Genomic DNA, 23,645 nt, shown 5'->3' with positions numbered 1-23,645 from the left:
CTCGCCTTTCTGAGAAGTCGGTAAGACTGCTGTGCGCTATGGCGCGGATCGCTCGGCGACTGTGGGGAAGAGCACTGCCGAGTTCAAGTACCCCTCGGGGTCGAAGGCCCGTTTGATCGAGCGCATCGCGGCGATTTCCTCGGGGCTGCGCGCGAGGGAGAGGTAGTCGCGTTTGAGGCTGCCGAGGCCGTGCTCGGAGCTGATGTTGCCACCGTGCTTGGCGATCAGGGCGAGCATCGGCGCGAAGACGCGGCTCGTGTCCGGGCAGCGCAGCACGTTCAGATGCAGGTTGCCGTCGCCGATATGCCCGAAGAGAACGGGGATCGCGTCCGGAGCCTCCGCCGCGAGCAACGCCACGGCGTCCTCCGCGAACGGCGCGACGGATTCGAAGTTCAGCGAGAGGTCGAATTTGGCCGGAGGGCCGAACAGGCGCGTCACCTCGGCGAAGGACTCGCGGACTTGCCAGAGCTTGCCCCGCCCGACGGAGTCCTGGCTGATCGCGGGCTCCTCGGCCACGTCGGCGGAGGCGAGCAATTCGGCGAGCTCGACCAGCTGTTCCCGGTCGCTCGCGAGCTCGACGAGGAGGAGCCATTCGGCCTTCACCGGGCAGGAGAGGCCAAGGCGCTCCACCGCGAGGCTCACGCCCACGCCGTCGAGCAGTTCGAGCGCGTCCACCCCTTCGGCCCCGCGCAGGCTGATCGCCGCCGCCACGAGCTCTTCGAGGGTCGAGAATCCCGCGAGCGCGGTGACCCGGTGCCGGGGGCGGGGCCGCAGCACCACCTCGACGGCGGTGACGACGCCGAGCACGCCTTCGCTGCCCGCGAACAAGGAGACGAGGTCGAGGCCGCTGCGGTCGTCGGGGACTTTGGGGAACCGCTTGATGATCGAGCCGTCCGGGAGCACCGCCTCAAGCCCGCGCACCTGGGCGCTGGTCCGTCCGTAGCGGACGGTGTGCAGGCCGCCCGCGTTCGTCGCGACCATCCCGCCGATGGTCGCGCTGTCGCGCGCCGAGAGGTCCACGCCGAAGAGCAGCCCGTGCTCGGCCGCCAGCGCCCGCAACGTCTGGAGCTTGGTCCCCGCCCCGACCCGGACGCATTTGTGCGTGCGGTCGACCTCGCCGACCTCGACGAGCCTGCTGGTGGACAGGAGCACGTCGGCGTTGCGGGGCACGGCGCCGGACACCAGCGAGGTGCCGCCGCCGTGGATGGTGACGGGAACGCCGGACGCGCGGCACACGTTCAGCACCTCGGCGACTTGCTCGGCGTCCCCCGGGCGCACCACGGCGCGGGCCGAGCCCCGGTCCCGGCCGGTCCAGTCGGTCGACCAGCCGACGAGCACATCCGGATCGGTCAGGACATGCGCTGCGCCGACGATGGCTTCGAGTTTGGACTCCAGCGTGGACATCTCGCAGATAGTACGCGCTGGCGCATGGGGAGAAAAGGGCAACTTTACGTCTGGGAAAGGTGGGACTAATGTGGTCGAATGGTGGATATTCCAGCCAATATCCGGATCGGCGAGGCCTCGTTGGAGGTCGGCCGGTTCGCCAGCCTGGCCGGGTTCGAGCGGTTCGTCGCCGCGTACCGGAGAGGCCTGGCGGCGATGGAAGCCCCGGCGCGGACGTTCGACCTTTCCACGGCATACGGCTCGGTGCGGGTCTACCGCTTCGGGGACGACAGCGGCGTGCCGGTGGTGCTGATCCCCGGCCGGAACGCCTCCACGCCGCTGTGGCGGGCGAACCTGGCTCCGCTGCGCGCCCTGGGGCGGCGCGTGTACGCGCTGGACCTGCTCGGCGAGGCGGGGCTGTCGGCACAGGAGGCCCCAGTGCGCTCGGACCACGATCAGGCGTTGTGGCTGGAGCAGGCGCTCGCGGGGCTCGGCGCGGCGGATGCGGCTCCATACGGCCCGGGATTCGCCAAGGCGCACGTTTTAGGCGTGTCGATCGGCGGTTGGGCGGCGGTGAACCACGCGCTGCGCTTCCCAGCGCGTGTCGCCTCGCTCGTCCTGCTCGATCCGGCGATGACGTTCGCGCCGGTGACGTGGAAAATGCTCGTCGTCTCCCTCGGCTCTGTGGCGCCCATGCCGCAGCGGGTTCGGATGCGCCTGCTGCGATGGGTCTCCGGCGGGGCAGAGGTGGACGAGTCCTTGCCGGAGGCGGCGCTGGTCGCCTCGGGGATGCGAGACTTCCAGATGCGCCTTCCGGCGCCGAAGCCCTTCTCGGAGGAGCGCTTGGGACAGCTGGCCGTCCCGACGCTCGTGCTGTTGGCAGGCCGAAGCATCGTCCACGATCCGTGCCGGGCGGCGGCCCGAGCCCGTTCGGCGCTCCCGAACGGGCAGGTCGAGCTTTGGCCGGAAGCCTCCCACGCGATCAACGGGGAGTTCCCCGAGCGGATCGCGAGCCTGGCAGGAGCGTTCTGGGCGGCGGCGGAGCCCTAGAAGACCGCGCCGGGATTCAAGACGCCCTTCGGGTCGAGCGCGGTTTTGATCCGGCTGGCCACGTCCATCGCCCGAGGCCCGATCTGGGCGGGCAGCCAGGCTTTTTTGAGCCGTCCGACTCCGTGCTCCCCGGTGATGGTGCCGTCGAGGCGGATGGCGAGGTCCATGATCTCGCCGAAGGCCCGCTCGGCGCGCATGGTCTCGTCCTCGTCCGCAGGGTCGTGGACGATGAGCGGATGGGTGTTCCCGTCCCCGGCGTGCGCGATGACGGCGATGGCGACCTGGTTCGCCTCCCCGATGGCGCGGACTCCGTCGATCAGGTCGGGCAGCTTCGGGATCGGCACCCCGACGTCTTCGAGCAAGAGGTGGCCGAGCCGCTCCACAGCGGGGATCGCGGCGCGGCGGGCGACGACGAACGCCTCGCCCTCCTGCGGGTCGGTGGTGACGAAGACCTCGGCCGCCCCCGCCGCGCGGACGATGTCGGCGATGAGGCCTGTCTCGGCCCCGGCGGCTTCGCCAGGGGCGTCGGACTGGACCACGAGCATGGCGGCGGCCGTGCGGTCCAGGCCCATCCGGAGCATGTCCTCGACCGCGTTGATCGTGGGGCCGTCCATGAATTCGAGCATGGCGGGGCGCAGTTTGCCGCAGATCGCGATGACCGCCTCGCTCGCCTTGCGGACCTCGCCGAAGGTGGCGACCAAAGTGCTGGGCTTGGGCGGGGCGGGCAACAGGCGCAGCGTCGCCTCGGTGAAGACTCCCAAGGTCCCCTCGCTGCCGACGAAGAGTTTGAGCAGCGACAGCCCTGCGGTGTCTTTGATCCTCGGCCCGCCGAGCCGCATGACCTCCCCGTCCGCGAGCACCACTTCGAGCCCGAGGACGTAATCGGTGGTCACGCCGTACTTCACGCAGCACAGCCCGCCCGCGTTCGTGGCGATGTTCCCCCCGATGCTGCAGAACTCGAACGAGGAGGGGTCGGGCGGGTACCACAGGCCGTGCGCCGCCGCCGCCGCTTTGACTTCGGCGTTCATCAGGCCGGGCCCGACGACGGCCACGCGGCTGACCGGGTCGACCGCGATGTCGCGCATCCGCTCGGTGGACAGGACGAGGCAGCCGTCGACGGCAGTGGAGCCGCCGGACAGGCTGGAGCCCGCGCCTCTCGGCACGATCGCGACGCCGTTCGTGTTCGCCCACCGCAGGATGCGGCTCACCTCGTCGGTGGAGGAGGGCCGGGCCACGGCGCGCGGCCGCCCCGCCGCCGGGTCCTCGGCGCGGTCGCGCCGGTAGCCTTCCACAATGTCGGGGTCGTCGACCAGGACCCCCTCGGGGAGCTGTGCGGCGAGCTCGGCGAAGGCGAGTTCGGCTTCGTGCTCGTGGCTGGCGGAATCGGGGGAGGATGCCATACGTCTTTTCCTACACCTTTTCCCTCCGCGTCGTGCCCGGCGGCCCTGCCCGCGCCGCCATTGCGCGACCTGCCTGTGACGAACGGCACGGAACATTGTTATAGTCGTTGGCGCGGAGGTCATATGACGCGGTCTCGCGGCCGCGAAGAAGGAAGGACGAGCAGCATGGGTCGCAACCTGAGCACATTGCGGGGCAAGGTGGTTTTGATCACCGGCGGAGCCCAAGGCATCGGTCGCAAGACCGCTGAGGCGTTCATCGCCCAGGGCGCGAAGGTGGCGATCGGCGACCTCGACGTCGACCTCGCGAAGAAAGCCGCCGACGAGATCGGCGGGGACATCATCGCCCTTCCCCTCGATGTGACCGACTACGACCAGTTCTCGGCCTTCATCGACGAGGCCGAGAAGGCGCTCGGGCCGATCGACGTGCTGGTCAACAACGCGGGCGTGATGATCGTCGGCGACATCGTCGACGAGCCCCAGCGCGTCACGGACAAGCAGCTGTCGATCGACCTGAACTCGGTGATCTTCGGCAGCCGGGAAGCCGCGAAACGGATGATCCCCCGGCGCACCGGCCACATCGTCAACATCGCCTCGATCGCCGGGAAGATCGGCGTCGCGGGCCTCTCCAGCTACAACGCGGCGAAGTTCGGCGTCGTCGGCTTCTCCGAGGCGTTGCGCTTCGAGCTCGCGCAGCACAACGTCGAGGTGACCACGATCATGCCCTCGTTCATCAAGACGGGGCTCATCGACGGCATCAACGTGGAGGAGGCGCTGATCCTCAAGATCGTCCGGCCGCAGCCGCCGGAGAAGGTCGCCGAGGCCATCGTGGTCTCCGCCGCCGGGCGGGGCCGCAACCGCTGGGTGCCGGGCTTTGTCACGGTGTTCGACCCGCTCCTCGCCCTGGCGCGCTGGTCTCCGAGGCTCACCGTGTTCGTCACGAAGCTGCTGGGTTTGAGCAGCGTGATGACCGGCGGCGGCGTCGACCCGAACGCCCGCAAAAAGTACATCGAGCGCACGACCGGCCAAGCCAAGTAGCGTCCGTCCTCTAACTCCGTTTCGGCCTGCGGCGGGCGACGGCCTCGGCGACTCTGAGCGCCACGTCCTCGGCCTGCTCGTGCTCCCACGCGACGACCACTTCCCATCCGTCGGCTTCGAGCGCGGCGAGCTTGGCCGCGTCCCTGGCCCGGTTGCGGGCGACCTTCGCGGACCAGTACTCGACGTTGCTGCCGGGCGGCCGGTAATGCTCCGGGCAGCCATGCCAGAAGCAGCCATGGATCTCGACGGCGACCTTCGCGGGCCCGAAGACGATGTCGACGGTGCGCCTGCGGTCGGCCAGCGGTTTCGCCGCCACCCGGTAGCGAAGCCCCTGCGCCCACAGCAGCTTGCGGAGTTTGAGCTCCGGAGAGGTGTCGCGGCTCCGGTTGCCCAGCATGGATTTGCGCGTCGCGGCGCTGGTGGCCCAGCTGTTCTCGGGCACCGTTTCGTCGGACGTACCACGGCGCGCCATGAAATACAGCATAATGTTGTCCGCACGCCTTAGAACGAAAGGACTCTCCGATGAGCGAAGCCGGAACTGAGCAGATCCCAGCCGCGCAGGTCCCCGCTGCCCAAGAGATTGCCGAGGGCTACAAGACGGAGGGCCTCTCCTTGCAGCTCGGCGTCGTCCTCGTCGATGGGAAAGCGGACTCCACGGCCGCCGTGAACCTGCCGCTCGCCACGCTCAACCGGCACGGGCTCGTCGCCGGGGCCACCGGCTCGGGCAAGACGAAGACGCTGCAGCTCATCGCGGAGCAGCTCTCGGCGAACGGGGTGCCGGTCGTGATGGCCGATGTGAAGGGCGACCTTTCCGGCCTCGCAGTGCCCGGCCAGCCGGGCGAGAAGATCGCCGAGCGGTCGCAGCAGCTGCAGGACGACTGGGCGCCGACCGCCTACCCGACAGAATTCGTCTCGCTCGGCACGGAGGGGATCGGCGTGCCGATCCGGGGCACGATCGCGAGCTTCGGCCCGATCCTGCTCTCGAAGATCCTCGGGCTCAACGACACCCAGGAGTCCACGCTCGGGCTCATCTTCCGGTGGGCGAAAGACAAAGGCCTCGACCTCATCGACCTCAAAGACCTCAAAGCGGTGATCGGCCACCTCACCAGCGACGAGGGCAAGCCCGAGCTGAAGGCGCTCGGCGGGGTGTCCCCGGCGAGCGCGGGCGTCATCCTGCGCGCCGTGGCGAACCTTGAGGGCGACGGCGGCGACGTGTTCTTCGGAGAGCCGGAGGTCGACGTGAACGACCTGCTCCGGATCACCCCGGACGGGCGAGGCGTGGTCACGCTCTTCGAGCTCGGGGACCAGTCGACCCGCCCGGTGCTCTTCTCCACCTTCTTGATGTGGGTGCTCTCCCGGCTCTTCCAGACCTTGCCGGAGATCGGGGACATCGACAAGCCGAAGCTCGTGTTCATCCTGGACGAGGCGCACCTGCTCTTCAAGGACGCCTCGAAGGCGTTCGTCGCGCAGATCGAGCAGACGGTGAAGCTCATCCGCTCGAAGGGCGTCTCGGTGATCCTCTGCACCCAGCTGCCGACGGACATCCCCAACGAGATCCTCTCCCAGCTCGGCGCGCGAGTCCAGCACGCGCTGCGCGCCTTCACCCCGGAGGACCAGAAAGCGCTGGTCCGCACCGCGAAGACGTACCCGACGAGCAAGGTCTACGACATCCAGTCGGCGCTCACCTCGGTCGGGATCGGCGAGGCGATCGTCACGGTGCTCTCCGAGACCGGAGCGCCGACCCCGGTGGCGTGGACCAGGCTCCGCGCTCCGCGCTCGCTCATGGGCGCGATCGGCTCCGACGCGATCCGCGGCTCCGCGCAGCACAGCGCGCTCTACGCGAAATACGCGCAGACCCAGGACCGTCCGTCCGCGTACGAGGCGCTGACCCAGCCGCCCGCCTCCGCCGAGCCAGGCGTGGCCGCCGAGGACGCCGCCCCGCCGCCTGCGCCGAAGTCCTCGCGCCAGGAGAAAGAAGAGCCTGGTTTTGTCGAGAAAGTGCTGGCGAACCAGGCTGTGAAGGGCTTTATGCGCAACCTCGGGTCGACCCTGGGCCGGGAGATCACGAAGTCTCTTTTCGGCAAGGGCAGGCGCTAGCCTCGCGTCCACGGGTAGGCTGGGGCTGTGACCGACGGCGACATCACCTGGGAGGAGATGTGGGCAGAGGAGGAGCGGCAACGGCAAGCGGCGTGGGGAACCACGCCGGGGTTTGAGCCCCAGCCCCGCGCGGCGGAGGCCGCGCCGCCGACGCTCGCGCCCGAGCCGTATTTCGGCGGGCAGGCCCCGCATTACCCGGAGCCCCAGCCGTACTTCGAGTTCAGCCCCGACCAGACTGCGGCGCAGGACGAGTTCGAGCAGGCCCCCGCATTGCGTGTGACGCTGCCCTCGGCCAAGTCGTATCGGCGAGATTTCGACGAGGACGCGGTGGAAGGGCTTGACGAGATCGATTGGCAGGCGCCGCCGCCCGTTGTCTCGGCCCAGCCCAGCGAGCCCGTGCCCACGGAGAGCGATCGCGACTGGGGGAGCACGTGGGCGGACGATATCCATAAACATCGCCCCCGGCACGCCAAATAACGGCGCGCCCCGACGTGCTCAGAGCAGATGCGGCGTCTCGTGGTGGATGTGCCGGTCGTAGGCGGTGACTCCGCCGACCACCGCCGAACCCACACACAGCTCGATGGCTATCGCCGCTGCCGCGACCAGGCCCCAACCGATATGCCCCGACCCGAACGCGACGAGCATGCACGCTGTCGAAGCGGTGATCATCAGCGCCGAGAAATAGCCGGTCCAGGCCGCGAAGCGGTTGAGCAGATCCCATCGGGCGAAGGTCTCGCGAAGGCTCATCCGATCCTCCTTTCCTACGCCACCAAGCCTACTCTTGTGTTAGGTGGATCACAAGACCTCGTCACGTCCCGGTCGCGGCGCGCAGCTCGTGGCCCGGCCACCGGCGCTGCTGCGCGCCCTCGGCCTCGTGGACGAGTCGGACGAGCGCCGCGTTGACGGGCGCTTCGGCCCCGAGCCGCCGTGCGAGGGCGACGACCTCCCCGTTGATGAAGTCCACCTCCGTGCGCTTGCCCGCGACGAGGTCGTCGAGCAGCGACGAGCGCGCGGCGGGGTCGATGGCCAGCATTTGCTTGGCGATCCTTGTGAACACGGCGTCGGGCGACCGGATCGCGAACGGCAGGAGCCGCAGCGGGGCCGCGAGCGGGCTCGCGACCGGTTGGCCCGCCCGCCGGAGCAGCCGGAGCGCCTCGTCCTGCGCCGCCGCGAGCACCCGCCGGAAGTCCCGCAGGCCGAGCTCTTCTTTGAGCGGCAGCCCGGAGAGCCCGTTGACGGCATTGTTGAGGTTCAACACCAGCTTCCCCCACTGCACGGCCGCCATATCCGCGCAGACGTCCGTCGGCAGCCCCGCGCCCTGGAAGGCCGCCGCGACGGCGCGGGCCTGCTCGCCGACGGCGAGCTTGCCCTGGGTGGTCTGGCGGAAATGCGTCGGGCCGACCCTCGCCACGTTGAACGGGACCATGCCTGCCGCCACGGCTTGCGCGCCCAGCCGGTTGGCGAGCTCCTGCGCGTTGCGGACGCCGTTCTGCAGGCTCACGACCAATGCGTTCGCGCCGATCCTGCCGTCGAGGCGGTCGGCGACCGCCCCGGTGTCCGCCGATTTCACCGTCACGAGGACGAGGTCCGCCCCCTCGACGGCTCCGATGCCGGTGGTGACACGGCAGTCTTGGCTCGACAGCTCGGCAGACCACCCGAGATGGTCGGAGAGCGCCAGGCCGTGCTCGGCGATATCACGGACGAGCCGCTCGCGCCCGATGAGCACCACGTTGTGGCCTGCTGCCTGCAAGCGTCCGCCGAGGTAGCAGCCGATGCTGCCCGCTCCGACGACGGCGATCCTCATGGCGGCGCTCCTTCTGTTTCGTGCTCGCTTTCTATAGCGTGCGCCTCTGTATGCTATAGCTCCGCCAGAGCCGCGTCGAAGAAAGGAAGCCGCATGCCGAAAGGGGCGACCGGGCAACGGGAGGTCACCCGAGCGCGCCTCCTCGAAGCCGCTTTCGCCGCGTTCGCCGAGCGCGGCTTCCATCGGTCGAGCATCGAGCACATCTGCGAGCGGGCCGGATTCTCGCGCGGCGCGTTCTACTCGAACTTCCTCACGAAAGAAGAGCTGTTCTTCGAGCTCTTCGACCAGCACGCGGCGCAGCTCCTCGCCAAATTCCGCGAGGCGCTCCGGGAGGCGCGAGGCGGCGGGGACCCCATCGCCCGGTTCATGTCGGCGTCCGACGAGTCGGACGAGCGCGAGCGCCGCTGGTACCTCATCAGCACGGAGTTCACCCTGCACGCCATCCGCGAGCCCGAGGTGGCCGCAGTGCTCGCCGAGCACGACGCCAAACTCCGCGCGGAAGCCGCCGCGATCATCAACGAGCTCGCCGCGCTCGTCGGACGAGAGCTGACGGTCGACACGGACGTGTTCGCGCGCATGGCCACCGCGATCCGCGAAGGCGCCGCCGCCCAGGCGTATGTGGAGCCGGGCGGGGAAGGGGTGCGCGAGATGGAGCGGCGGCTTCTGCCTGCGATGTTCGAGGCGCTCTCCCGCCCGGTCTGACGGGCGGCGGGCTCACGAGAAATTGGCCAGCGCCGTGAAGCAGAGGGTGCCGAGGCCGACGCTCAGCAGGGTCCGCCTGCCGAAGGCGAGGTGCGCCCCAGCGGTCACCGTCACGGAAAGCATCGCTTTGACGAGGGACGAGGGGGTGGCCGCGACGGTGTCGCGGAAGGTGGAGGCGGCGAGGATGAAAAGGATGCCCGCAGGCATCCAGAGCGCCATCGCGGCCACGAGCTTCGACTCGCGCAGCGGCCCGAGCGCCGCGAACGGCGCGGCGCGCAACGTGAACGTGATGGCGAAGGCGATGGCCAAGGCCTCGGCGACATGGCGTGTGTCGAGGTGCTGCGGGTCAAACATGGGCGCTCCTGCGGGCGGCGAGGAGGAAGCGGGCTCCGAGCGCGGCGACGAACAGCAGCAGCGCCGCGAACAGGGCCGACCCCGGGACGAGGACTGCGGCGAGCGAGAAGCTCAGGCCCGCGAGCACGAGCGAGGGCACGTGCTCGCGGGAGCGGCACGCGTCGAGGGTGAGCGTGACGAACAGGGCGCACAACGCGAACTCCAATCCTTTGACCGGCCCGGGGAGGGCTGAGGCGACGAGCACGCCGGTGAGCCCGCCGCCGACCCAGTAGCACTGGAACGCGGCCTGCATGGAGAGGAGGCGCCAGGACGTCCACGGCGCGGGCTTCGCGGCGGTGACCGCGTAGGCCTCGTCAATGAGGGCGTACACGCAGTAGAGGCGGGCGAGGGGATTGCGCACCGTCCGCAGCGGGAAGGTGAAGGCGTAGAAGACGTGCCGGAAATTGACCAGGAACGTGGTCAGCGCGATGGTCGCCAGCGGAGCCGCCGAAGCGAGCATCCCCACGAGCAGCAGCTCGAGGGATCCGGCGTACACGGCGAGGGACAGCGCCGGGGCGATCCACCACGGCAGTCCCGCTTGGACGACGAGCAGCCCGAAGGCGAAGCCGATCGGGTACATGCCGAGCCCAGCGGCGAGCGACAGCCGCAGCCCTGCCGCGACCTCCGAACGGCGCGTCGGCGGCTGGTCCACGCGCTGCGGAGCGGGCTGGCCAACGGCGATCACATCATTTCCCATAGACAGCAATTATCGCAAAACTAATCGGAAATTAGATTGTGAGAATTTGGAGAAGACCAGGCTAGTATGCAATATATGGGCCTTGATTCGATAGATCGAGCAATTCTTGGGCATCTGCAAGAGGACGGCAGGTTGTCGAACGTCGCCTTGGCCGACCGCGTGCACCTCACGCCCGGCCCGTGCCTGCGCCGTGTGCAGCGGTTGGAGGCGGACAGGGTGATCCTCGGCTACCGGGCCGTTGTCGATCCGTCCGCGATCGGGCAGGGCTTCGAAGTCATGCTGGAAGTGGCGCTGACCGCGTTCGACCGGGCGAGCGTCGAGCAGTTCGAGGCCACGATGGCGGGATTTCCCGAAGTGCTGGAGCTCTACCGGCTATTCGGCTCGCCCGACTATTTCGTGCGCGTCGCGACGCAGGACCTTGCGGCCTACGAGGCGTTCCTGACCAATCGGGTGATGACGATCCCCGGCGTGCAGAAGCTCTCGTCCCGGTTCGCGATGAAGGTCCTCAAATCGTTGCGCCCCGGCGCGGCGACGGGCGAGGGCGCGCCCGGACCCGTGCGCTAGGCTCTGCGCATGGGCAAGGGGGCGGCGTGGCAGCTGGCGTCCGTGCTGCTCGTCTGCCTCGCATGCGGTCCGGCGCAGGCGAGTCCGGACGACTGTTCGGCGCGCGCGGGAACATGGGACGCGGCGCAGTCCCGCTGCGTGGCGCGGGTGACGGCCGAGACCTACACAGAGTCGGTCCAGGTTCCCGTCGGCCTCGACGGTCCGGCGCAAGCAGCGGCGGACGAGACGCTCGGCGCGCTGCGGGCGAAGTTCGAGCAGGACGCCGTTCGGGCCACGAGGGCCCGCCCGTTCTCGCTCAGCGAGACGTACGAGCAGATCCCCGGCCCGAACGGGGTGGTCAACATCGTCATGACCGTCTTCGCCGAGATCGGCGAGCACCACCCGGTCATGGGCTATCGGACGCTGGTGTTGCAAGGCGGCCGCCGCCTCGGGCTCGCGGACCTCTTCCGCGACGGCGACGCGGCATTGGCCGACCTCTACCCGATCGTGAAGGCCGACCTCGAGCGCAAGCTGCTGGCGGGCCAGTCCGGCGAGATCGCCGACCTCGTCGAGCAGGACATCGTCCGTGGGACCGGCGTGAATCCGGAGAACTACCAGCATTTCGTCCTCGCGCCGGACGAGCTGCGTTTCCTCCTCCTCCCGCACCAAGTCGCGTCCTACGCCGCGGGGCCCCAGACCGGGCATGTGCCGTTGGCACAGATCCGGGGCGAGCTCGCGCCCGGCTTGCTCTGACAGGGGCAAGCCGGACGCGGCACGTGCGCGGTCAGGTGATGCTGACGAGCTCGGAGAGGTCGTCCTTGGGCAGGTCGCCGTCGACGACGGCGGTCACGACCGACTCGTTGAGGACGATCGCGCCCCGGTGGTTGTCCAGGAACGCGGTGTCTGCCGCGTCTCGGCCCGTGGCGATGCGCACAAGGGTGGAGCGAGGGGCGAGGCAGGTGGCGTCGACCACCCGCCACACGCCGCCGACGAGCGCCTCGGCCACCGCGTGGAAATCCATCGGGTCGCAGCCGGGGGCATAGACGGCGACGAGGCGCGCGGGGACGTTGAGCGCGCGCAGCATGGCGATCACGAGGTGCGCGTAGTCGCGGCACACGCCCTGGCTCGACAGGAGCGTGTCGAGCGCGCCGTCGGTGGGGTCGCTGCTGCCGGGGACGTAGCTGAGCCGGGAGCCGACCCATGCGGCGACCTTCTCCAGCAGCACCTCCGTGTCGAGGTGCTCGCCGAATTCGGCGGCGGCGAACCCGAAGAACTTGTCGGCCTCGGCGTAGCGGCTCGGCCGCAGGAACACCGAGCCGTCGGCTTCGGCGACTGGGGCGGGCTCTGTCCGGCCTTCGACGGTCGCGTCGTAGGAGACCAGCAGTTTGCCGGGCGCGGCGGGGAAGATGTGGATCCGATTGCCGTGCTCGGTCGTGATCTCCCTCGCCTGGACTGAACGGCCGTCGAGCGTGAACGACAACGCCTCGTCCACTTTTGCCCCCGGGTGCGGGGCGACAGCGATCTGGAATTCGAGAATCGTGTCGTCGGTGACATCGATGTCAAGGCGTGCCGAGACGTGACGCGAGATCATATGCAGCTCCTATCGGCTTGCGCGCCGTTTGCCTGCGCGCTTTGGCCAGCCTACTGGGGCGATATGACGAGAGCATGACTTGCCTATGACGGGAGAAACGGCTGTGGCCCCGCATGAGAGCATGCGAGGCCACAGCCGTTTCTCCTGCCATAGGCCCCGGCTCGGGGCCTGGGGCCGGAAAATTACTTCTTGGTCCAGCGGTCGCGGCCGTCGGAGCCCTTGGCGCAGACGAGGTTGGCGCCGTTCTTGTCCGAGGCGGACTGGCCTTCCGAGGCCTTGGCGCAGAACTTGCCCGCAGACGCGGTGCCCGCAGGCGCGGGAGCGGGAGCCGCCGGGGTGGTCGGCTTGGGAGCGGCAGGCTTGGGAGCTGCCGGGGTGGTCGGCTTCGGGGCGGCAGGCTTGGGAGCTGCCGGGGTGGTCGGCTTCGGGGCAGCAGGAGTGCTGGCCTTCGGCTTGGCGGGGGCTTTCGGCTTGCTCGGTGCAGCCGGGGTGGTGGTCGGCGTCGCCGGATCGGCGAGCGCGCTCGGGGCGTGGGCGCCTGCGAACAGAACCGCGCCGACGGACAGGGCCATCATAAATTTTTTCATCGCGCAACCTTTCTGGCTGCCAAGCCGACTGCTTCGGATTGGCAGCCAGACCATAGCAGGCGAATCTGGACTGCGCCTGTGAGGTGACAGGCAGGATCGAAGAAAGGAAACGCCCCAGGTCAGAGGTGTCTGACCTGGGGCGAGAAATTTATACTTGGAAGGACTCGAACCTGTGCTTCCCGCCGTCTCCTCAGCGGCCGCCGAGGGCCGCGTTCACGGTGTCGCGGAGGCTGTGGGTGGCCTTGTTGGGCCCTTGGTTGGTGACAGCGTCCTTGTTCTCGGGGTCCTGGTAGTTGTGCCCGTGCGCGTCGTCGCCGAAGTGGGCCACGACGACCGACTCGTTCGCGGGGGCCGCCGACGCGTAGGCCGCGGCTCCGAACAGGCCAGAGAGGGCGATCAGGGTGCTCGCTGCGAGGGTTTTCATGATGGTGTTCCTTTCTCTGCTCGTCGTCCGGTCGAGGTCTCTCGGCGTTTCGGCGCTCATTCGCTTTCACATACTATAACCCAATCATCCAATGATTTATTTCAACTTTCTGAAAACTCCTTTTGACGTGGAGTTTTAACGCCTGGGACAGTCTCGTGCGAAGCGGTGTCGTGTGCGGCACGCGGCGAGCGGGCCTACATTGGGCGTATGGAAAACGCTGCCCCGCCAGAAGCGTCTCGAATCCGGCGGCCATACGGCTCCGACCCGAGCCAGTATGTCGACCTGTGGACCGCAGGCGGGCCGAGCCCGAAGGGGCTCGCCGTCGTCGTCCATGGCGGCTATTGGCGCGCGGCGTTCACGGCGGCGACCACGTTGCCGCTGGCGGCCGACTTGTTCGAGCGCGGCTGGGATGTCGCGAATGTCGAATATCGACGCGTTGGGGCGGGCGGGGGCTACCCCGCGACCCTTGAGGACGCGGCTGCGGCCATCGGATTGGCGGTGGACGAGCACAAGCGCGCCGACGCTCGCGTCGCGCTCATCGGCCATTCGGTCGGCGGCGAGCTGGCGCTCCTCAATGCCGCGCGGGCCGACGTGGTCCTCGGGCTCGCGCCAGTGACCGACGTCGTGCGCATATTTCGGGAGGGCCTGGGCGACAACGCCGCCGTCGAGTTCATCAAGGAGGGGCCGGATCGGGAGCCTGCGGCGTACAAGGCCGCGTCGCCGCGCTGGCAGCTGCCGACGCGCACGCCGGTGCTCATCACCCATGGCGCAGACGACGCGCGCGTGCCGATCCAGCACTCACGCGACTACCGGGCGGCCGCCGAGGCGTGCGGCGACCACGTGGAGCTGCGGGAGTACGCGCTGCTCGCGCACGGAGACCAGATCAATCCGGCGGCGCCGCACTGGCCAGACGCGGCCAAGTGGATCGAATCCGTCCGTGTCGGCTGAGCCTGCCGCCTCGTCGTTGGGCGCGGCTCAGGCGGCGGCCTTGGTCAGGACTGCGGGGGCTTGGCCGCAGGAATGGTGGAGTGGTGCACCGTGCCGCCCGCGATGTCCTCCGCGTCGGCCAAAGAGCCGGTTTGGAAGTTCGGGCCCTGGTTGTGGACCGGGTCCTGGTCGTCGACGTCGCGGGGGAGCTTGCCCCGGCCCTTCTCGTCGAACGTGTGCGCCGCGAACGCGTGCGCCTCGGCGGCCGGGGCCGCCGAAGCGGCGGAGAGGCTCCACGCCGACAGGGCGACCGGGGACAGCAGCAGTGCGACCGCAAATCTCATAGCAGGCTCCAAAAGTTCTCGGGAAATCGCACCGATTCTGGCAATCGCCCGTCCGCGCTGTCTAGCGAAAACAGGGCGAAACGCGCATGCTTCGGACATTGTTCATGCTTGTTTTCCCCGAGTTCGCCGTTCGACGCCTTTCTGTGGCGGTCCGTTCACCCTGCGCGGGCTCGTCGGCGAGAGGCAAACCCTCGTGCGGGATCTGCCACGGGGAGATCGACTGAAACGCTCCGCGCCGAGGCCCCGGCGCGTACGCCGTGGGCCACATCATGCCCTTGAACAAAGGCGGCGCCGACGCCCTCATGAACAAGCAGGCCGCGCACCGGGACTGCAACAGGGTGGAAAGCGGCCACGGCCGACCGGCGTACGGCGCAGATACGAGACCGAGAGGGCATAGGCATAGCCGCCCGGATAAGAGATCTACTAATCCGAGACCTCGTGACAGGCCTCGCGAGGGAGCCCCCAGGGGCCCAGCTCGCCGTTCGTCCGCATAGGCGAGCGCCCGCTCTGTCTTTTTTATTTTTCCACGAAGTCTTTTTCCACGAAATCGCCGCCTGTGGGGTCGAATTGATATTTTCGGGCAACGGCGACTCCACGTATAGCGTCAAATTTTAAAATAATTTGCACCGCAGCGAGAGGCGTTACTCGTTGGGGCAGTCTTCTGCGATCTGCCGCGCATACGGCGCGAAGTAGGTGCCCCAGTCTGGATCTGAGCGCCCGCCGCTTTTGCTGGTCGGGCTATCAATGTCGACGGATTCACGCGAATGGATGAGCCAGTTGAGCAGCCATTTCTGCCTGCGGCTGCCGACCGGGCCAGATTTGATCTTGGCCATTTCCGCAGGGGCTACTTTTTCCATCGCGTGGTAGATCTGCGTTGCGGAACACTTGGTGTCTTTGAAGATATTGAAGTCCACCGTGTCTGCGTCCGCGACAGCCGGGGCGCTGAATACCAGAGCGGCGGCGCCGGTCAGAGCGAAAATAAAACTATCGCGAGTTCTCGGAATTTTCACGATTCGGAACATACCACGAAATGGTAGCCCGCGCGTCATTATCGAATCCTGTATCGCCAGGGCTTCTAGCAGGTATTAATTTATTCGCATTAAGCGCGGATATTAATTTATTCGCATTAAGCGCAGGTATTAATTTATTCGGGTTAGGCAAGCGTGTGCGCGACGACGGCCAAGCGTCCGGGCGAGATTTTTGCCCTGCATTCCCACCAGGCGCCAAGGCGTTCCCTCTTTGGCTCGAAAGGAAATCCGATACTGAGCCGTCCCCGGCTTCCCGGGCGGAGTTGGCATCTTCGATCATGCCGCGCAGGCGACGAGGGGCCGGGACAGGTCAACAAAGAAGTCGCGACCAAGGACGCGGTGATATCGAGAAGCTTGCCGTTGAAGCGATTCCTCGCAGTGAACGGATCGCTCCGCGATCCCCGGAACACGCAGCGGCAGGGGCGAAGGGCTGGCGTGCCTGCCAGCCATGCGAAAAAAAGATCCCCAGGCCAGAAACGTGTTCTGGCCTGGGGATCAGCCGTGCACCCGAAGGGACTCGAACCCCTAACCTTCTGATCCGTAGTCAGATGCTCTATCCGTTGAGCTACGGGTGCTTGGCTTCGCGGCGGTCGCCCGCGCGAACTATCCAATAATACGGTATGAGCCGCGTATCCGCCAATTAGTTGCTGCCACGTGGGATTTTCCGAGGCGGGCCTACTGCCCGCCCCGGTCCTCCGCCGCCCAGGTCTGCGGCAGCATCGGGACGGTCGGCCCGGTCTGGAACGTCCCGTCGGGCAGTTTCACGAAACCGGCGGCTTCGGCGCGCTGCCCCGGAGCGGCGCCCGCGAAGCCGAGAAGGCCTGCGCCGATCTCGGAGGCGGAGGGCTCTGCGGAGGGCTGGTCGAGGTCCATGAACCCGTCGGCGCGCATGCGCTCGCCCTCTTCCAAGACGACTTTCCCTCGGCCCCGGCCGCGTGTCCGCGCGTTCTGCGCGCGCCTGGCCCTCGCGGACTCTTGGGCGGACGAGGCGGCGAGAGCGGCGGCAGGGTCGGACGCGGAGCTCGTGGCGGACGCGCTCGCCCTGGTCGTGGAGGTCGGCCCGAACTGCGTGCCCGGCGGGTCCTCGCCCTCGACGGCGTAGCCGTAGCCCGCCTCGGCCCCCGCAGGGGCGAACGGGGCGGGCGGCGCGGTCGCGGGGCTCGTCGGGGCAGACGGGGCAGAGCTCGCGCTCGCCTGCGCGGGCGGCGCGGACGAGCCGGAGACGACGGGCGCCTGCTGCTGGGGCCTGCGCTCGCGCTCCCGGCGGGGCTCGTCCTTGCGGTCCTCGTCCGTGCGGTCGTCGTCGCCGGGGACTTCCACGCCGCCTGCTGGGATCAGCGCCAACGGCAGGGCCAGCCCGAGCGCCAACGCGGGAGCCCAGAAGGGCGCGGAGAGCGCGAGCCCCCACGTGGTGAACCCGACCGGGATGAAGAACGCCTCGTAGGCGATGAAGAACGCGAGCGAGGCGAGCGAGAGCAAGGCCGGGCTCGCCAGGAGCGTCTCCAGGCCCTGGCGGACCCGGTCGATGAAGTCCTGCACCTGGTCGACGAGGTCTTTGAGCAGGTCCTGGAGCGTGTTGTTGTCGACGTCGTCCAAGAGCGCGCGCGTCTGGACCGCGTCGGCCATCGCGTTCGCCTGCGCGGGGGCGGCTGCCATGCGGCTCGTTCCGGCCATGCCGGGGTTTGTGATCGGCGGCGCGGCCATGCTTTGGGGCATCGCGGCCAACGCCGCCCCCGAGACGGCCTGGTACACGCTCATCGTCGTGGCGGCCTGCAGCCACATCCTCGCGTAGTCCGCCTCGTTCAGCGCGATGGGAATCGTGTTGATGCCGAGGAAGTTCGTGGCCGTGAGCACGGCATGCGTGGCGTGGTTGGCGGCGAGCTCGGCCAAGGTCGGCATCGACGCGAGCGCCGCCTCGTACGCGCCCCCCACGATCTCGTGCTGGGCGGCCGACGCCGCGGCTTGGGCGGCCGATTCGGCGAGCCAGGCGAGGAAGGGCTGGTGCGCGGCGCGGAACTGCTCGGCGCTCGGCCCCTCCCAGATCTCGGCGGAGGAGGCGGCGAGCGCCGAAACGAGCTCCGCGGAGGCCTCCGCGTACTGGGCGGCGAGCTCCTGCAGCGCCGTCGCTGCGGCGAAGAGCGGCCCGGAGCCGGGGCCGGTGCTCAAGAGGGTGGAGAGCACTTCGGGCGGGAACGCGGCGAAAATGGGCGGGGTGGTCATGCGGTTGCCTCCACGGTCGTCATTGTGCTCTCTCCCATGAGCCCGCGCAGGAGGATCGCCTCCGCGCGGCGCACGTCGTCGACCGTGATGGTCATGAGCTCTTCGTCGGTGCAGTCGTCCACGTCCTCGGCGTGGTCGAGCCGGTGCTCGCGCTCCTCTTCGGAGCGTTCCACGAGGTTGCGCACGAACCGGCCGTTGCCCGCGATGTCGATGCTGGCGCGGGGCGTCCCGTTGTGGTCCGCCATCGTTCCTGCGGCGAGCCTGCCGAGGACTTCGGCGAGCTCGGCCTGCGCCGCCTCGTCGAAGAGGCTGTCGCGGGAGTGCGCGAGCCGGACGGCGATCTCCACCAGCTCCGGCGGCGAGTACGAGGGGAAGGCGATGGACCGGGTGAAACGCGAGCGCAGGCCCTCGTTCGCGCCGAGGAACAGGTCGAGCTCGGCGCGGTATCCGGCGATGATGACCACGAGCCGGTCCCGGTCGTTCTCCATCCGGGCCAGGAGGGTGTCGATCGCGACCAGGCCGAAGTCGTTCTTCGCGCCGGTCGACACCAGCGAGTACGCCTCGTCGAGGAAGAGCACGCCGTCGAGCGCGCTGTCGATGACGGCGTTGGTCTTGGCCTCGGTCTCGCCGATGTGCTGGCCGACGAGGTCGGGGCGGTGCACCTCTTTGATCGTCTCTTTCTTCAACAGGCCGAGCCCGCAGTAGATTTTCGCGACCACCCTGGCGATGGTGGTCTTGCCGGTGCCGGGCGGTCCCGCGAACACGAGGTGGTGCGCGCGCTGCCCGACGGCGAGCCCCCGCTCCTGGCGGCGAATGGCCATCGCCACGCTGCTCTTGAGCCTGGCCACCTGGTCTTTCACCTCGTCGAGGCCGATGAACTGGTCGAGCTCGTGCTCCGCGATGGCGAGCAAGGCCGCCTTGCGCTCTGCGGCGGCGGGGTCGATGTGGCTGTCCTCGTCGGGCTCGGTGCCGGGGTCCCATGGGTCCGTGCGGGCGGCGATCCGCGCCGAGGTGGTGGCAGGCAGCCCGAAGCTCGCGTCGCCGAGCGCCTGCTCGGCCTGCGCGTTGCCGGGGTCCGCCGCGTAGAGCTCGTGGAGCGCCTCAAGCGCGCCGTCCTCGTCGCCGAGCGCGCGCAGGCACAGCGCGCGGGCAAGCGCGCCGTCCGCGGCGGCGACGGCGACCGGGCCGTGCGGCTCGTCCAAGTGCGACAAAGCGGGCGTGTGCATCCCGAGGCGCGCCAATGCCACGCCGAGCGAGATCCGCGCGGCGTGCGCGGCGGCCTCGTCGAGGCCGCCTTCGGCGACCACCGGTGTGAGCCGGGCGACCACGTCGTTCCAGCGGCCCGCCCGGTAGCAGATGGCGGCGCTGAGCCAACGGGCGTCGAACCGTTCGGGATGTGCTTTCGTGGCTGCCTCGGCGATCTCGTGCGCACGGCCGAGGTCGCCCGCGTCGGCGATCGCGGCGGCATGCGCGAGGCGCAGCCCCACCGGCTCGGCGGCGCGCAGCCGCAGGTACAAGCCGGACTCGTAGCGGAACCCCAGCGCTTCGGCGGCGAGGCCGGCTTCCCTGCCGAGCTCGCCGGAGCTGGCCGAGGAGGCGGCCGCCGACTCCAGCACGGCGAGCGAGAGGTCGCCTGCGGCGGCGAGGCCGACCCACACGTCGCAGGCTTCGTGCGCGGTTCGCGCCAGCGAGGCGAAGCCGGAGCGGGCGGCGGCGAGGTCGGCGGGACGGCGCCTGCCCTGGACCGGAAGGCCGAGGGCGAGGCAGCAGGTCGCGAACCGGCGCACCGTCTCGGGGCTGTGGGCGACTGTGTTATTCGCCACGGGGGGCTCCGGCGGCCATTGCCGTGCGCAGGGCGAGCGGGCGCAGGTCCGTCCACGTTTTTTCGATGAAGTCGAGGCAGGCTTGACGGGAAGCGCCGCGCTGCCCAGCGCCATCCGGCCCGCCGTGCTCGACGGTCCATCCTGCGGGGACGGCGGCGAACGCAGGCCAGAGGCTGCGCTGCTCCTCGGCGTTGACCAGCACGAAGAACAGGCCCTGCTCGTCGTCGAAGGGGTTGGGCGGCATACGCGGTCCTTTCTGTGTAAGCCAATGCTAACCTAATGAAGGTTAGCCTTAACTTTGCACCCCTGATTTGAGACCCCTGATTTGAGAATGTGAGCCGAAGATGCCTGATGTCCTCTCGCGCACGTGCGCCCCAACCTTGATGGCCCGGCTCGCCGCGTCGGGCCTGCACCGCGACTACGTGGTCTACGAGCAGGGCGGGACGTGGTGGTACGCGGGCGGCTCGCTCGCGACGGCGCGGCTTGACGGCGGCTCGCTGACCCTTGTCCGGGCCGGGGAGCCGGTCGTGTCCGAGCCGTGGTCGGGGCGCCCCGAAGCGGCACTGGAGCGCGCTTCGGCATGGCTGCTGGAGCATGCTGAACGGATCTTCGGCTGGGTCGCCTTCGAGTTCGGCGCGTACCGGCACGGCCACGCGGACCGGCTCGCGCCGGACGCGCCGCTCGCGACGCTGCTCGCCCCGGAGGTCCTCGTGCGGGTCGAAGGCGACCAGGTCGTCGTGGAGTCGGCGGACGAGGCGGGACGGACGGCGGTGGCCGAGGCGCTCGCGGCCCCGTTCCCCGGCGCCGACCGCGAAGCGACGCCGGTGGACGTCCGGCTCGACCCGAGCGACTACCGGGGCAGGGTCGCGCGGGCGGTCGCCGAGATCCAGCGCGGCGACTACCAAAAAGTCATCCTCTCCCGGCGGGTGGACCTGCCGTTCGCGGTCGACTTCCCGGCCAGCTACGAGCGTGCCCGCGAGCACAACACGCCTGCCCGGTCGTTCCTGCTCAGCCTCGGCGGCGTCCAAGCGCTGGGCTTCTCGCCCGAAATGGTGGCCGTGGTGGCGGCCGACGGCCTCGTGACGACCGAGCCGCTCGCTGGCACTCGCGCGTTCGGACGGGGCGAGGCGGCCGACCGGGCCGCGCGGCGCGACCTCGAGTCCGACCCGAAAGAGATCCACGAGCACGCGATCTCGGTGCGCGGGTCGCTGCACGACCTCGCGGACGTGGTCGAGCCGGGCAGCGCCGAGGTGGAACGGTTCATGGTGGTGCGCGAGCGGGGGAGCGTGCAGCATCTCGCCTCCACCGTGCGCGGGAGGCTCGCGGATCAGTATGGCCGTATGGACGCGCTTGCGGCGCTCTTCCCTGCGGTCACTGCTTCCGGGCTGCCCAAGACGGAGGGGGTCGACGCGATCCTGCGCCTCGACGAGCCGTCGCGGGGCTTGTACTCCGGCTCGGTGTTCTCAGCCAGCCGGGACGGCAGCCTCGACGCCGCGCTGGTCCTGCGCGCGGTGTACCAGGAGGGCGGCAGGGCGTGGCTGCGGGCGGGCGCGGGCGTGATCGGCCAGTCCCTGCCGGAGCGCGAGTTCGAAGAGACCTGCGAGAAGCTCGCCTGCGTCGCGGAGCACTTGGTCGCCCTCGGCTGACCGGAGCCGGGGTCAGCCGTTCGTCTTGCCGCCGAGCAGGCCGATGACCGAGCGGATCTGGGACTGGAGTTCGGCGAGCTGCCGTTCGACGCCGTCGAATCGGGTGTCGACGGCGCCGAGCTTTGTCTCGATGCGCTGGAGCCGGACAGTGTGGTCGGCCTGGGCGCGCTTGATCCATCGAAGGCTCGTCCCATGTTTGGCGAGCGTCTTCGTGTGCTGTTTGAGTGTTTTCGAATTCTTGCGCAAGATGTCGTACGCGTCGTCGACATCTCCTCGGAGTTGGGTGTATCGAGGCTGATCAACATCGCCTCGACCGTCTTGGTCAGGGTCTTGCTCCCCCGCAGGAGCCATGTCCGCGTTCGTCATGGAGCCACTTTACAGCGGGGGGCCGACAAGTGCTCCGGCTTTGCGCGGCCCTCACCCGAACCGGGCCGCGATGGCTCGTTTGTCGACCTTGCCTGCCGCAGTCATCGGCAGCGCGGCGAGCCGGATCAGCACGTCCGGCTGTTTCTCGGCGGACAGCCCTCGGCCCGCGAGGAACGCGCGCAGCTGCGGCAGGTCCAGCGGGCACGACCCACAGGCCCCGGCGCGAAGGACGACCGCCGCGCAGATCTTCTCGCCGAGGAACTCGTCCGGGCAGGGGACTGCGGCGGCCGAGTCGATTTCGGGATGGGCGTGCAGATGCTGTTCCACCTCTTCGGCGGAGATGGTCTCCCCGCCCCGGTTGATCACGTCTTTGGCCCGGCCGACCACGACGAGGTGCCCGGACGGGAGCCGCCGGGCGAGGTCTCCGCTTCGGTAGAAGCCGTCCGGCGTGAACGAGCGCGCGTTCGCCTCGGGAGCGTTGTAGTAGCCGGCGATCGTGTACGGTCCGCGTGTTTCGAGCTCGCCGACCTCGCCGTCGGGAACCTCCGCGCCATCCTCGTCCACCAGGCGCACCTCGTCCTCCTCGGACATGGGGCGGCCCTGGGTTTCGAGGACCAGGTCCTCGGGGTCGTCCGGCCGGGTGAAGCAGACCAGTCCTTCGGCCATGCCGAACACTTGCTGCAGCGCGGCCCCGAGCGAGCGCTGGACTTCCCTCGCCCGGTCGCCGTCGATTCTCGCGCCGCCCACCTGCAGCAGCCGTAGCGAGCCCACGTCTGCGGGCTCCCATTCGGCCGCCGCCGCCCACAGCTGGGCGAGCGGCGGCGTCAGCCCGGTGACCGTGACCCGGTGCCGTTCGATCGCGGCGAACGCGGACTCCGGGCTCGGGTCGGCGGCGAAGGCCGCCGTCCCGCCGAGGCTGAGGACGCCGAGGGCTCCGGGGCAGGCGAGGGGGAAATTGTGCCCGGCGGGCAAAGCCGCGAGGTACACGTCCGACTCCGACAGCTCGCAGACCCGCGCGGCTGTGGCCAGGTTGTACCAGTAGTCCCGGTGGGTGCGGGGGATGAGCTTCGGCAGCCCGGTCGTTCCCCCCGACACGAGCAAGACCGCCGTGGACTTGGGGTCGGGCGCGAGCGCGCAGACCGATTCGGAGTAGGCCTGGCCCGCCGCGAGGACGACATCCGTGGTGAGGGCCCGGACGGGCGGGGAGACCAGCTTGGCGAGCGGGGGCGTCGTCAGATGGGCGACGGCCCCGCAGATCTGTGTGAAGTGCGCGAGCTCCGCGTCGCGGTGCCCCGGCAGGCACATGACCGGCACGACGCCTGCCGCGAGCGCTCCGAACAGCGCGATGAGGAACTCGGGGGAGTTCGGGATCTGGAGCAGGGCTTTTTCGCCGGGTTCGAGGCCGAACGCGACGAGCCCCCTGGCGAAGGACTGGGCTTGGTCGTCGAGCTCTCGATAGGTGAGCGCCCGCTCGCCCTGGGCGACCGCGACGCGGTCGGGCCAGCGCGCGGCGGAGCGGGGGAGGAGCTCGCTCAATAGATCTGCGCTCGGGGTGCTCATTGGTGGCCCTCCTCGTTCCTCGTCG

The 23,645-nt window shown here is 69.2% G+C and carries 27 protein-coding genes and 1 tRNA gene; 10 read left to right on the top strand and 18 right to left on the bottom strand.

What is annotated here, in order from left to right:
- Window positions 1-36: 36 nt before the first annotated feature.
- On the bottom strand, window positions 37-1,404 hold the full coding sequence (locus ACRC20_RS14570; RefSeq protein WP_438687110.1) for an FAD-binding oxidoreductase: 1,368 nt from the start codon (window positions 1,402-1,404) through the stop codon (window positions 37-39).
- A 78-nt stretch (window positions 1,405-1,482) separates the two neighbouring features.
- Here ACRC20_RS14570 and ACRC20_RS14565 point away from each other — a divergent pair, with 78 nt between their 5' ends.
- On the top strand, window positions 1,483-2,433 hold the full coding sequence (locus ACRC20_RS14565) for an alpha/beta fold hydrolase (RefSeq protein WP_438687109.1): 951 nt from the start codon (window positions 1,483-1,485) through the stop codon (window positions 2,431-2,433).
- Here ACRC20_RS14565 and ACRC20_RS14560 read toward each other — a convergent pair.
- Entirely contained in the window at window positions 2,430-3,833 is a 1,404-nt protein-coding gene (locus ACRC20_RS14560) for an FAD-binding oxidoreductase (RefSeq protein ID WP_438687108.1), read from the bottom strand. The genes ACRC20_RS14565 and ACRC20_RS14560 overlap by 4 nt on opposite strands.
- 165 nt (window positions 3,834-3,998) lie before the next feature.
- Between ACRC20_RS14560 and ACRC20_RS14555 the strand changes: the two genes are divergently transcribed.
- On the top strand, window positions 3,999-4,868 hold the full coding sequence (locus tag ACRC20_RS14555) for an SDR family oxidoreductase (RefSeq protein ID WP_438687107.1): 870 nt from the start codon (window positions 3,999-4,001) through the stop codon (window positions 4,866-4,868).
- A 10-nt stretch (window positions 4,869-4,878) separates the two neighbouring features.
- On the opposite strand, the gene ACRC20_RS14550 is transcribed toward ACRC20_RS14555, so the two are convergent.
- On the bottom strand, window positions 4,879-5,340 hold the full coding sequence (locus ACRC20_RS14550) for a very short patch repair endonuclease (RefSeq protein ID WP_438687106.1): 462 nt from the start codon (window positions 5,338-5,340) through the stop codon (window positions 4,879-4,881).
- A gap of 50 nt (window positions 5,341-5,390) precedes the next feature.
- Here ACRC20_RS14550 and ACRC20_RS14545 point away from each other — a divergent pair, with 50 nt between their 5' ends.
- Both ACRC20_RS14545 and ACRC20_RS14540 read left to right on the top strand, forming a co-directional pair.
- The gene (locus ACRC20_RS14545) at window positions 5,391-6,965 is read left to right on the top strand and encodes a helicase HerA-like domain-containing protein (RefSeq protein ID WP_438687105.1); all 1,575 of its coding nucleotides are present in this window, start codon (window positions 5,391-5,393) and stop codon (window positions 6,963-6,965) included.
- Window positions 6,966-6,992: 27 nt separating this feature from the next.
- The gene (locus tag ACRC20_RS14540; protein WP_438687104.1) at window positions 6,993-7,442 is read left to right on the top strand and encodes a hypothetical protein; all 450 of its coding nucleotides are present in this window, start codon (window positions 6,993-6,995) and stop codon (window positions 7,440-7,442) included.
- A gap of 18 nt (window positions 7,443-7,460) precedes the next feature.
- Here the strand turns inward: ACRC20_RS14540 and ACRC20_RS14535 are convergent, their stop codons facing one another.
- Both ACRC20_RS14535 and ACRC20_RS14530 read right to left on the bottom strand, forming a co-directional pair.
- Window positions 7,461-7,712, bottom strand: coding sequence for a hypothetical protein (locus tag ACRC20_RS14535; RefSeq protein WP_438687103.1), 252 nt, complete (start codon window positions 7,710-7,712; stop codon window positions 7,461-7,463).
- A 61-nt stretch (window positions 7,713-7,773) separates the two neighbouring features.
- Window positions 7,774-8,769 (bottom strand): 2-dehydropantoate 2-reductase, encoded by a 996-nt coding sequence (locus tag ACRC20_RS14530; RefSeq protein ID WP_438687102.1) that lies wholly within the window; start codon window positions 8,767-8,769, stop codon window positions 7,774-7,776.
- 93 nt (window positions 8,770-8,862) lie between these two features.
- Between ACRC20_RS14530 and ACRC20_RS14525 the strand changes: the two genes are divergently transcribed.
- Window positions 8,863-9,471 carry a TetR/AcrR family transcriptional regulator gene (locus tag ACRC20_RS14525; protein WP_438687101.1) on the top strand — a complete coding sequence of 203 codons (609 nt, stop codon included), beginning with the start codon at window positions 8,863-8,865 and terminating at the stop codon, window positions 9,469-9,471.
- A 12-nt stretch (window positions 9,472-9,483) separates the two neighbouring features.
- On the opposite strand, the gene ACRC20_RS14520 is transcribed toward ACRC20_RS14525, so the two are convergent.
- On the bottom strand, window positions 9,484-9,825 hold the full coding sequence (locus tag ACRC20_RS14520; RefSeq protein WP_438687100.1) for a branched-chain amino acid transporter permease: 342 nt from the start codon (window positions 9,823-9,825) through the stop codon (window positions 9,484-9,486).
- Window positions 9,818-10,561, bottom strand: coding sequence for an AzlC family ABC transporter permease (locus ACRC20_RS14515; RefSeq protein ID WP_438687099.1), 744 nt, complete (start codon window positions 10,559-10,561; stop codon window positions 9,818-9,820). Before ACRC20_RS14515 ends, ACRC20_RS14520 begins: the two co-directional genes overlap by 8 nt.
- A 75-nt stretch (window positions 10,562-10,636) precedes the next feature.
- Between ACRC20_RS14515 and ACRC20_RS14510 the strand changes: the two genes are divergently transcribed.
- Window positions 10,637-11,125, top strand: coding sequence for an Lrp/AsnC family transcriptional regulator (locus ACRC20_RS14510; protein ID WP_438687098.1), 489 nt, complete (start codon window positions 10,637-10,639; stop codon window positions 11,123-11,125).
- A 9-nt stretch (window positions 11,126-11,134) separates the two neighbouring features.
- The gene (locus tag ACRC20_RS14505) at window positions 11,135-11,857 is read left to right on the top strand and encodes an RsiV family protein (RefSeq protein WP_438687097.1); all 723 of its coding nucleotides are present in this window, start codon (window positions 11,135-11,137) and stop codon (window positions 11,855-11,857) included.
- Window positions 11,858-11,888: 31 nt separating this feature from the next.
- Here the strand turns inward: ACRC20_RS14505 and ACRC20_RS14500 are convergent, their stop codons facing one another.
- From ACRC20_RS14500 to ACRC20_RS14490, 3 genes are all read right to left on the bottom strand, one after another.
- Complete coding sequence (locus ACRC20_RS14500) at window positions 11,889-12,695, bottom strand: transglutaminase-like domain-containing protein (protein ID WP_438687096.1); 807 nt, start codon at window positions 12,693-12,695, stop codon at window positions 11,889-11,891.
- Between the two features lie 182 nt (window positions 12,696-12,877).
- Window positions 12,878-13,282 (bottom strand): hypothetical protein, encoded by a 405-nt coding sequence (locus tag ACRC20_RS14495; protein WP_438687095.1) that lies wholly within the window; start codon window positions 13,280-13,282, stop codon window positions 12,878-12,880.
- Between the two features lie 190 nt (window positions 13,283-13,472).
- Complete coding sequence (locus tag ACRC20_RS14490; RefSeq protein ID WP_438687094.1) at window positions 13,473-13,706, bottom strand: hypothetical protein; 234 nt, start codon at window positions 13,704-13,706, stop codon at window positions 13,473-13,475.
- 207 nt (window positions 13,707-13,913) lie between these two features.
- On the opposite strand from ACRC20_RS14490, the gene ACRC20_RS14485 reads away from it, so the two are divergent.
- Entirely contained in the window at window positions 13,914-14,654 is a 741-nt protein-coding gene (locus ACRC20_RS14485) for an alpha/beta hydrolase family protein (protein WP_438687093.1), read from the top strand.
- Between the two features lie 44 nt (window positions 14,655-14,698).
- Here ACRC20_RS14485 and ACRC20_RS14480 read toward each other — a convergent pair whose 3' ends face one another.
- Window positions 14,699-14,977, bottom strand: a complete 279-nt coding sequence (locus tag ACRC20_RS14480; protein ID WP_438687092.1) for a hypothetical protein — start codon at window positions 14,975-14,977, stop codon at window positions 14,699-14,701.
- A 269-nt stretch (window positions 14,978-15,246) separates the two neighbouring features.
- On the opposite strand from ACRC20_RS14480, the gene ACRC20_RS14475 reads away from it, so the two are divergent.
- A complete protein-coding gene (locus ACRC20_RS14475; protein ID WP_438687091.1) occupies window positions 15,247-15,471 on the top strand; it encodes a hypothetical protein in 225 nt (74 codons plus the stop codon).
- A 147-nt stretch (window positions 15,472-15,618) separates the two neighbouring features.
- Here ACRC20_RS14475 and ACRC20_RS14470 read toward each other — a convergent pair whose 3' ends face one another.
- The 5 genes from ACRC20_RS14470 to ACRC20_RS14450 form a co-directional block, all read right to left on the bottom strand.
- A complete protein-coding gene (locus tag ACRC20_RS14470; RefSeq protein ID WP_438687090.1) occupies window positions 15,619-15,999 on the bottom strand; it encodes a tat pathway signal sequence in 381 nt (126 codons plus the stop codon).
- A 508-nt stretch (window positions 16,000-16,507) separates the two neighbouring features.
- Window positions 16,508-16,580 (bottom strand) — tRNA-Arg (locus ACRC20_RS14465).
- A 100-nt stretch (window positions 16,581-16,680) separates the two neighbouring features.
- The gene (locus ACRC20_RS14460; protein WP_438687089.1) at window positions 16,681-18,225 is read right to left on the bottom strand and encodes a PPE family protein; all 1,545 of its coding nucleotides are present in this window, start codon (window positions 18,223-18,225) and stop codon (window positions 16,681-16,683) included.
- On the bottom strand, window positions 18,222-20,048 hold the full coding sequence (gene eccA / locus ACRC20_RS14455; protein WP_438687088.1) for a type VII secretion AAA-ATPase EccA: 1,827 nt from the start codon (window positions 20,046-20,048) through the stop codon (window positions 18,222-18,224). Before eccA ends, ACRC20_RS14460 begins: the two co-directional genes overlap by 4 nt.
- Window positions 20,038-20,292 (bottom strand): MbtH family protein, encoded by a 255-nt coding sequence (locus ACRC20_RS14450; protein WP_438687087.1) that lies wholly within the window; start codon window positions 20,290-20,292, stop codon window positions 20,038-20,040. The genes eccA and ACRC20_RS14450 overlap by 11 nt, the downstream gene beginning before the upstream one ends.
- 100 nt (window positions 20,293-20,392) lie before the next feature.
- Between ACRC20_RS14450 and ACRC20_RS14445 the strand changes: the two genes are divergently transcribed.
- Window positions 20,393-21,694 (top strand): salicylate synthase, encoded by a 1,302-nt coding sequence (locus ACRC20_RS14445; protein WP_438687086.1) that lies wholly within the window; start codon window positions 20,393-20,395, stop codon window positions 21,692-21,694.
- Window positions 21,695-21,706: 12 nt separating this feature from the next.
- Here the strand turns inward: ACRC20_RS14445 and ACRC20_RS14440 are convergent, their stop codons facing one another.
- Complete coding sequence (locus tag ACRC20_RS14440; protein WP_438687085.1) at window positions 21,707-22,060, bottom strand: hypothetical protein; 354 nt, start codon at window positions 22,058-22,060, stop codon at window positions 21,707-21,709.
- Window positions 22,061-22,111: 51 nt separating this feature from the next.
- Window positions 22,112-23,620 carry a (2,3-dihydroxybenzoyl)adenylate synthase gene (locus tag ACRC20_RS14435; protein WP_438687084.1) on the bottom strand — a complete coding sequence of 503 codons (1,509 nt, stop codon included), beginning with the start codon at window positions 23,618-23,620 and terminating at the stop codon, window positions 22,112-22,114.
- Between the last annotated feature and the right edge of the window lie 25 nt (window positions 23,621-23,645).

The sequence above is a fragment of the Segniliparus sp. genome, from assembly GCF_051660745.1.
Taxonomy (GTDB): Bacteria; Actinomycetota; Actinomycetes; order Mycobacteriales; family Mycobacteriaceae; genus Segniliparus.
The sequence above is the reverse complement of the archived record's forward strand: the minus strand, read 5'-3'. Positions and strand labels throughout refer to the sequence as shown.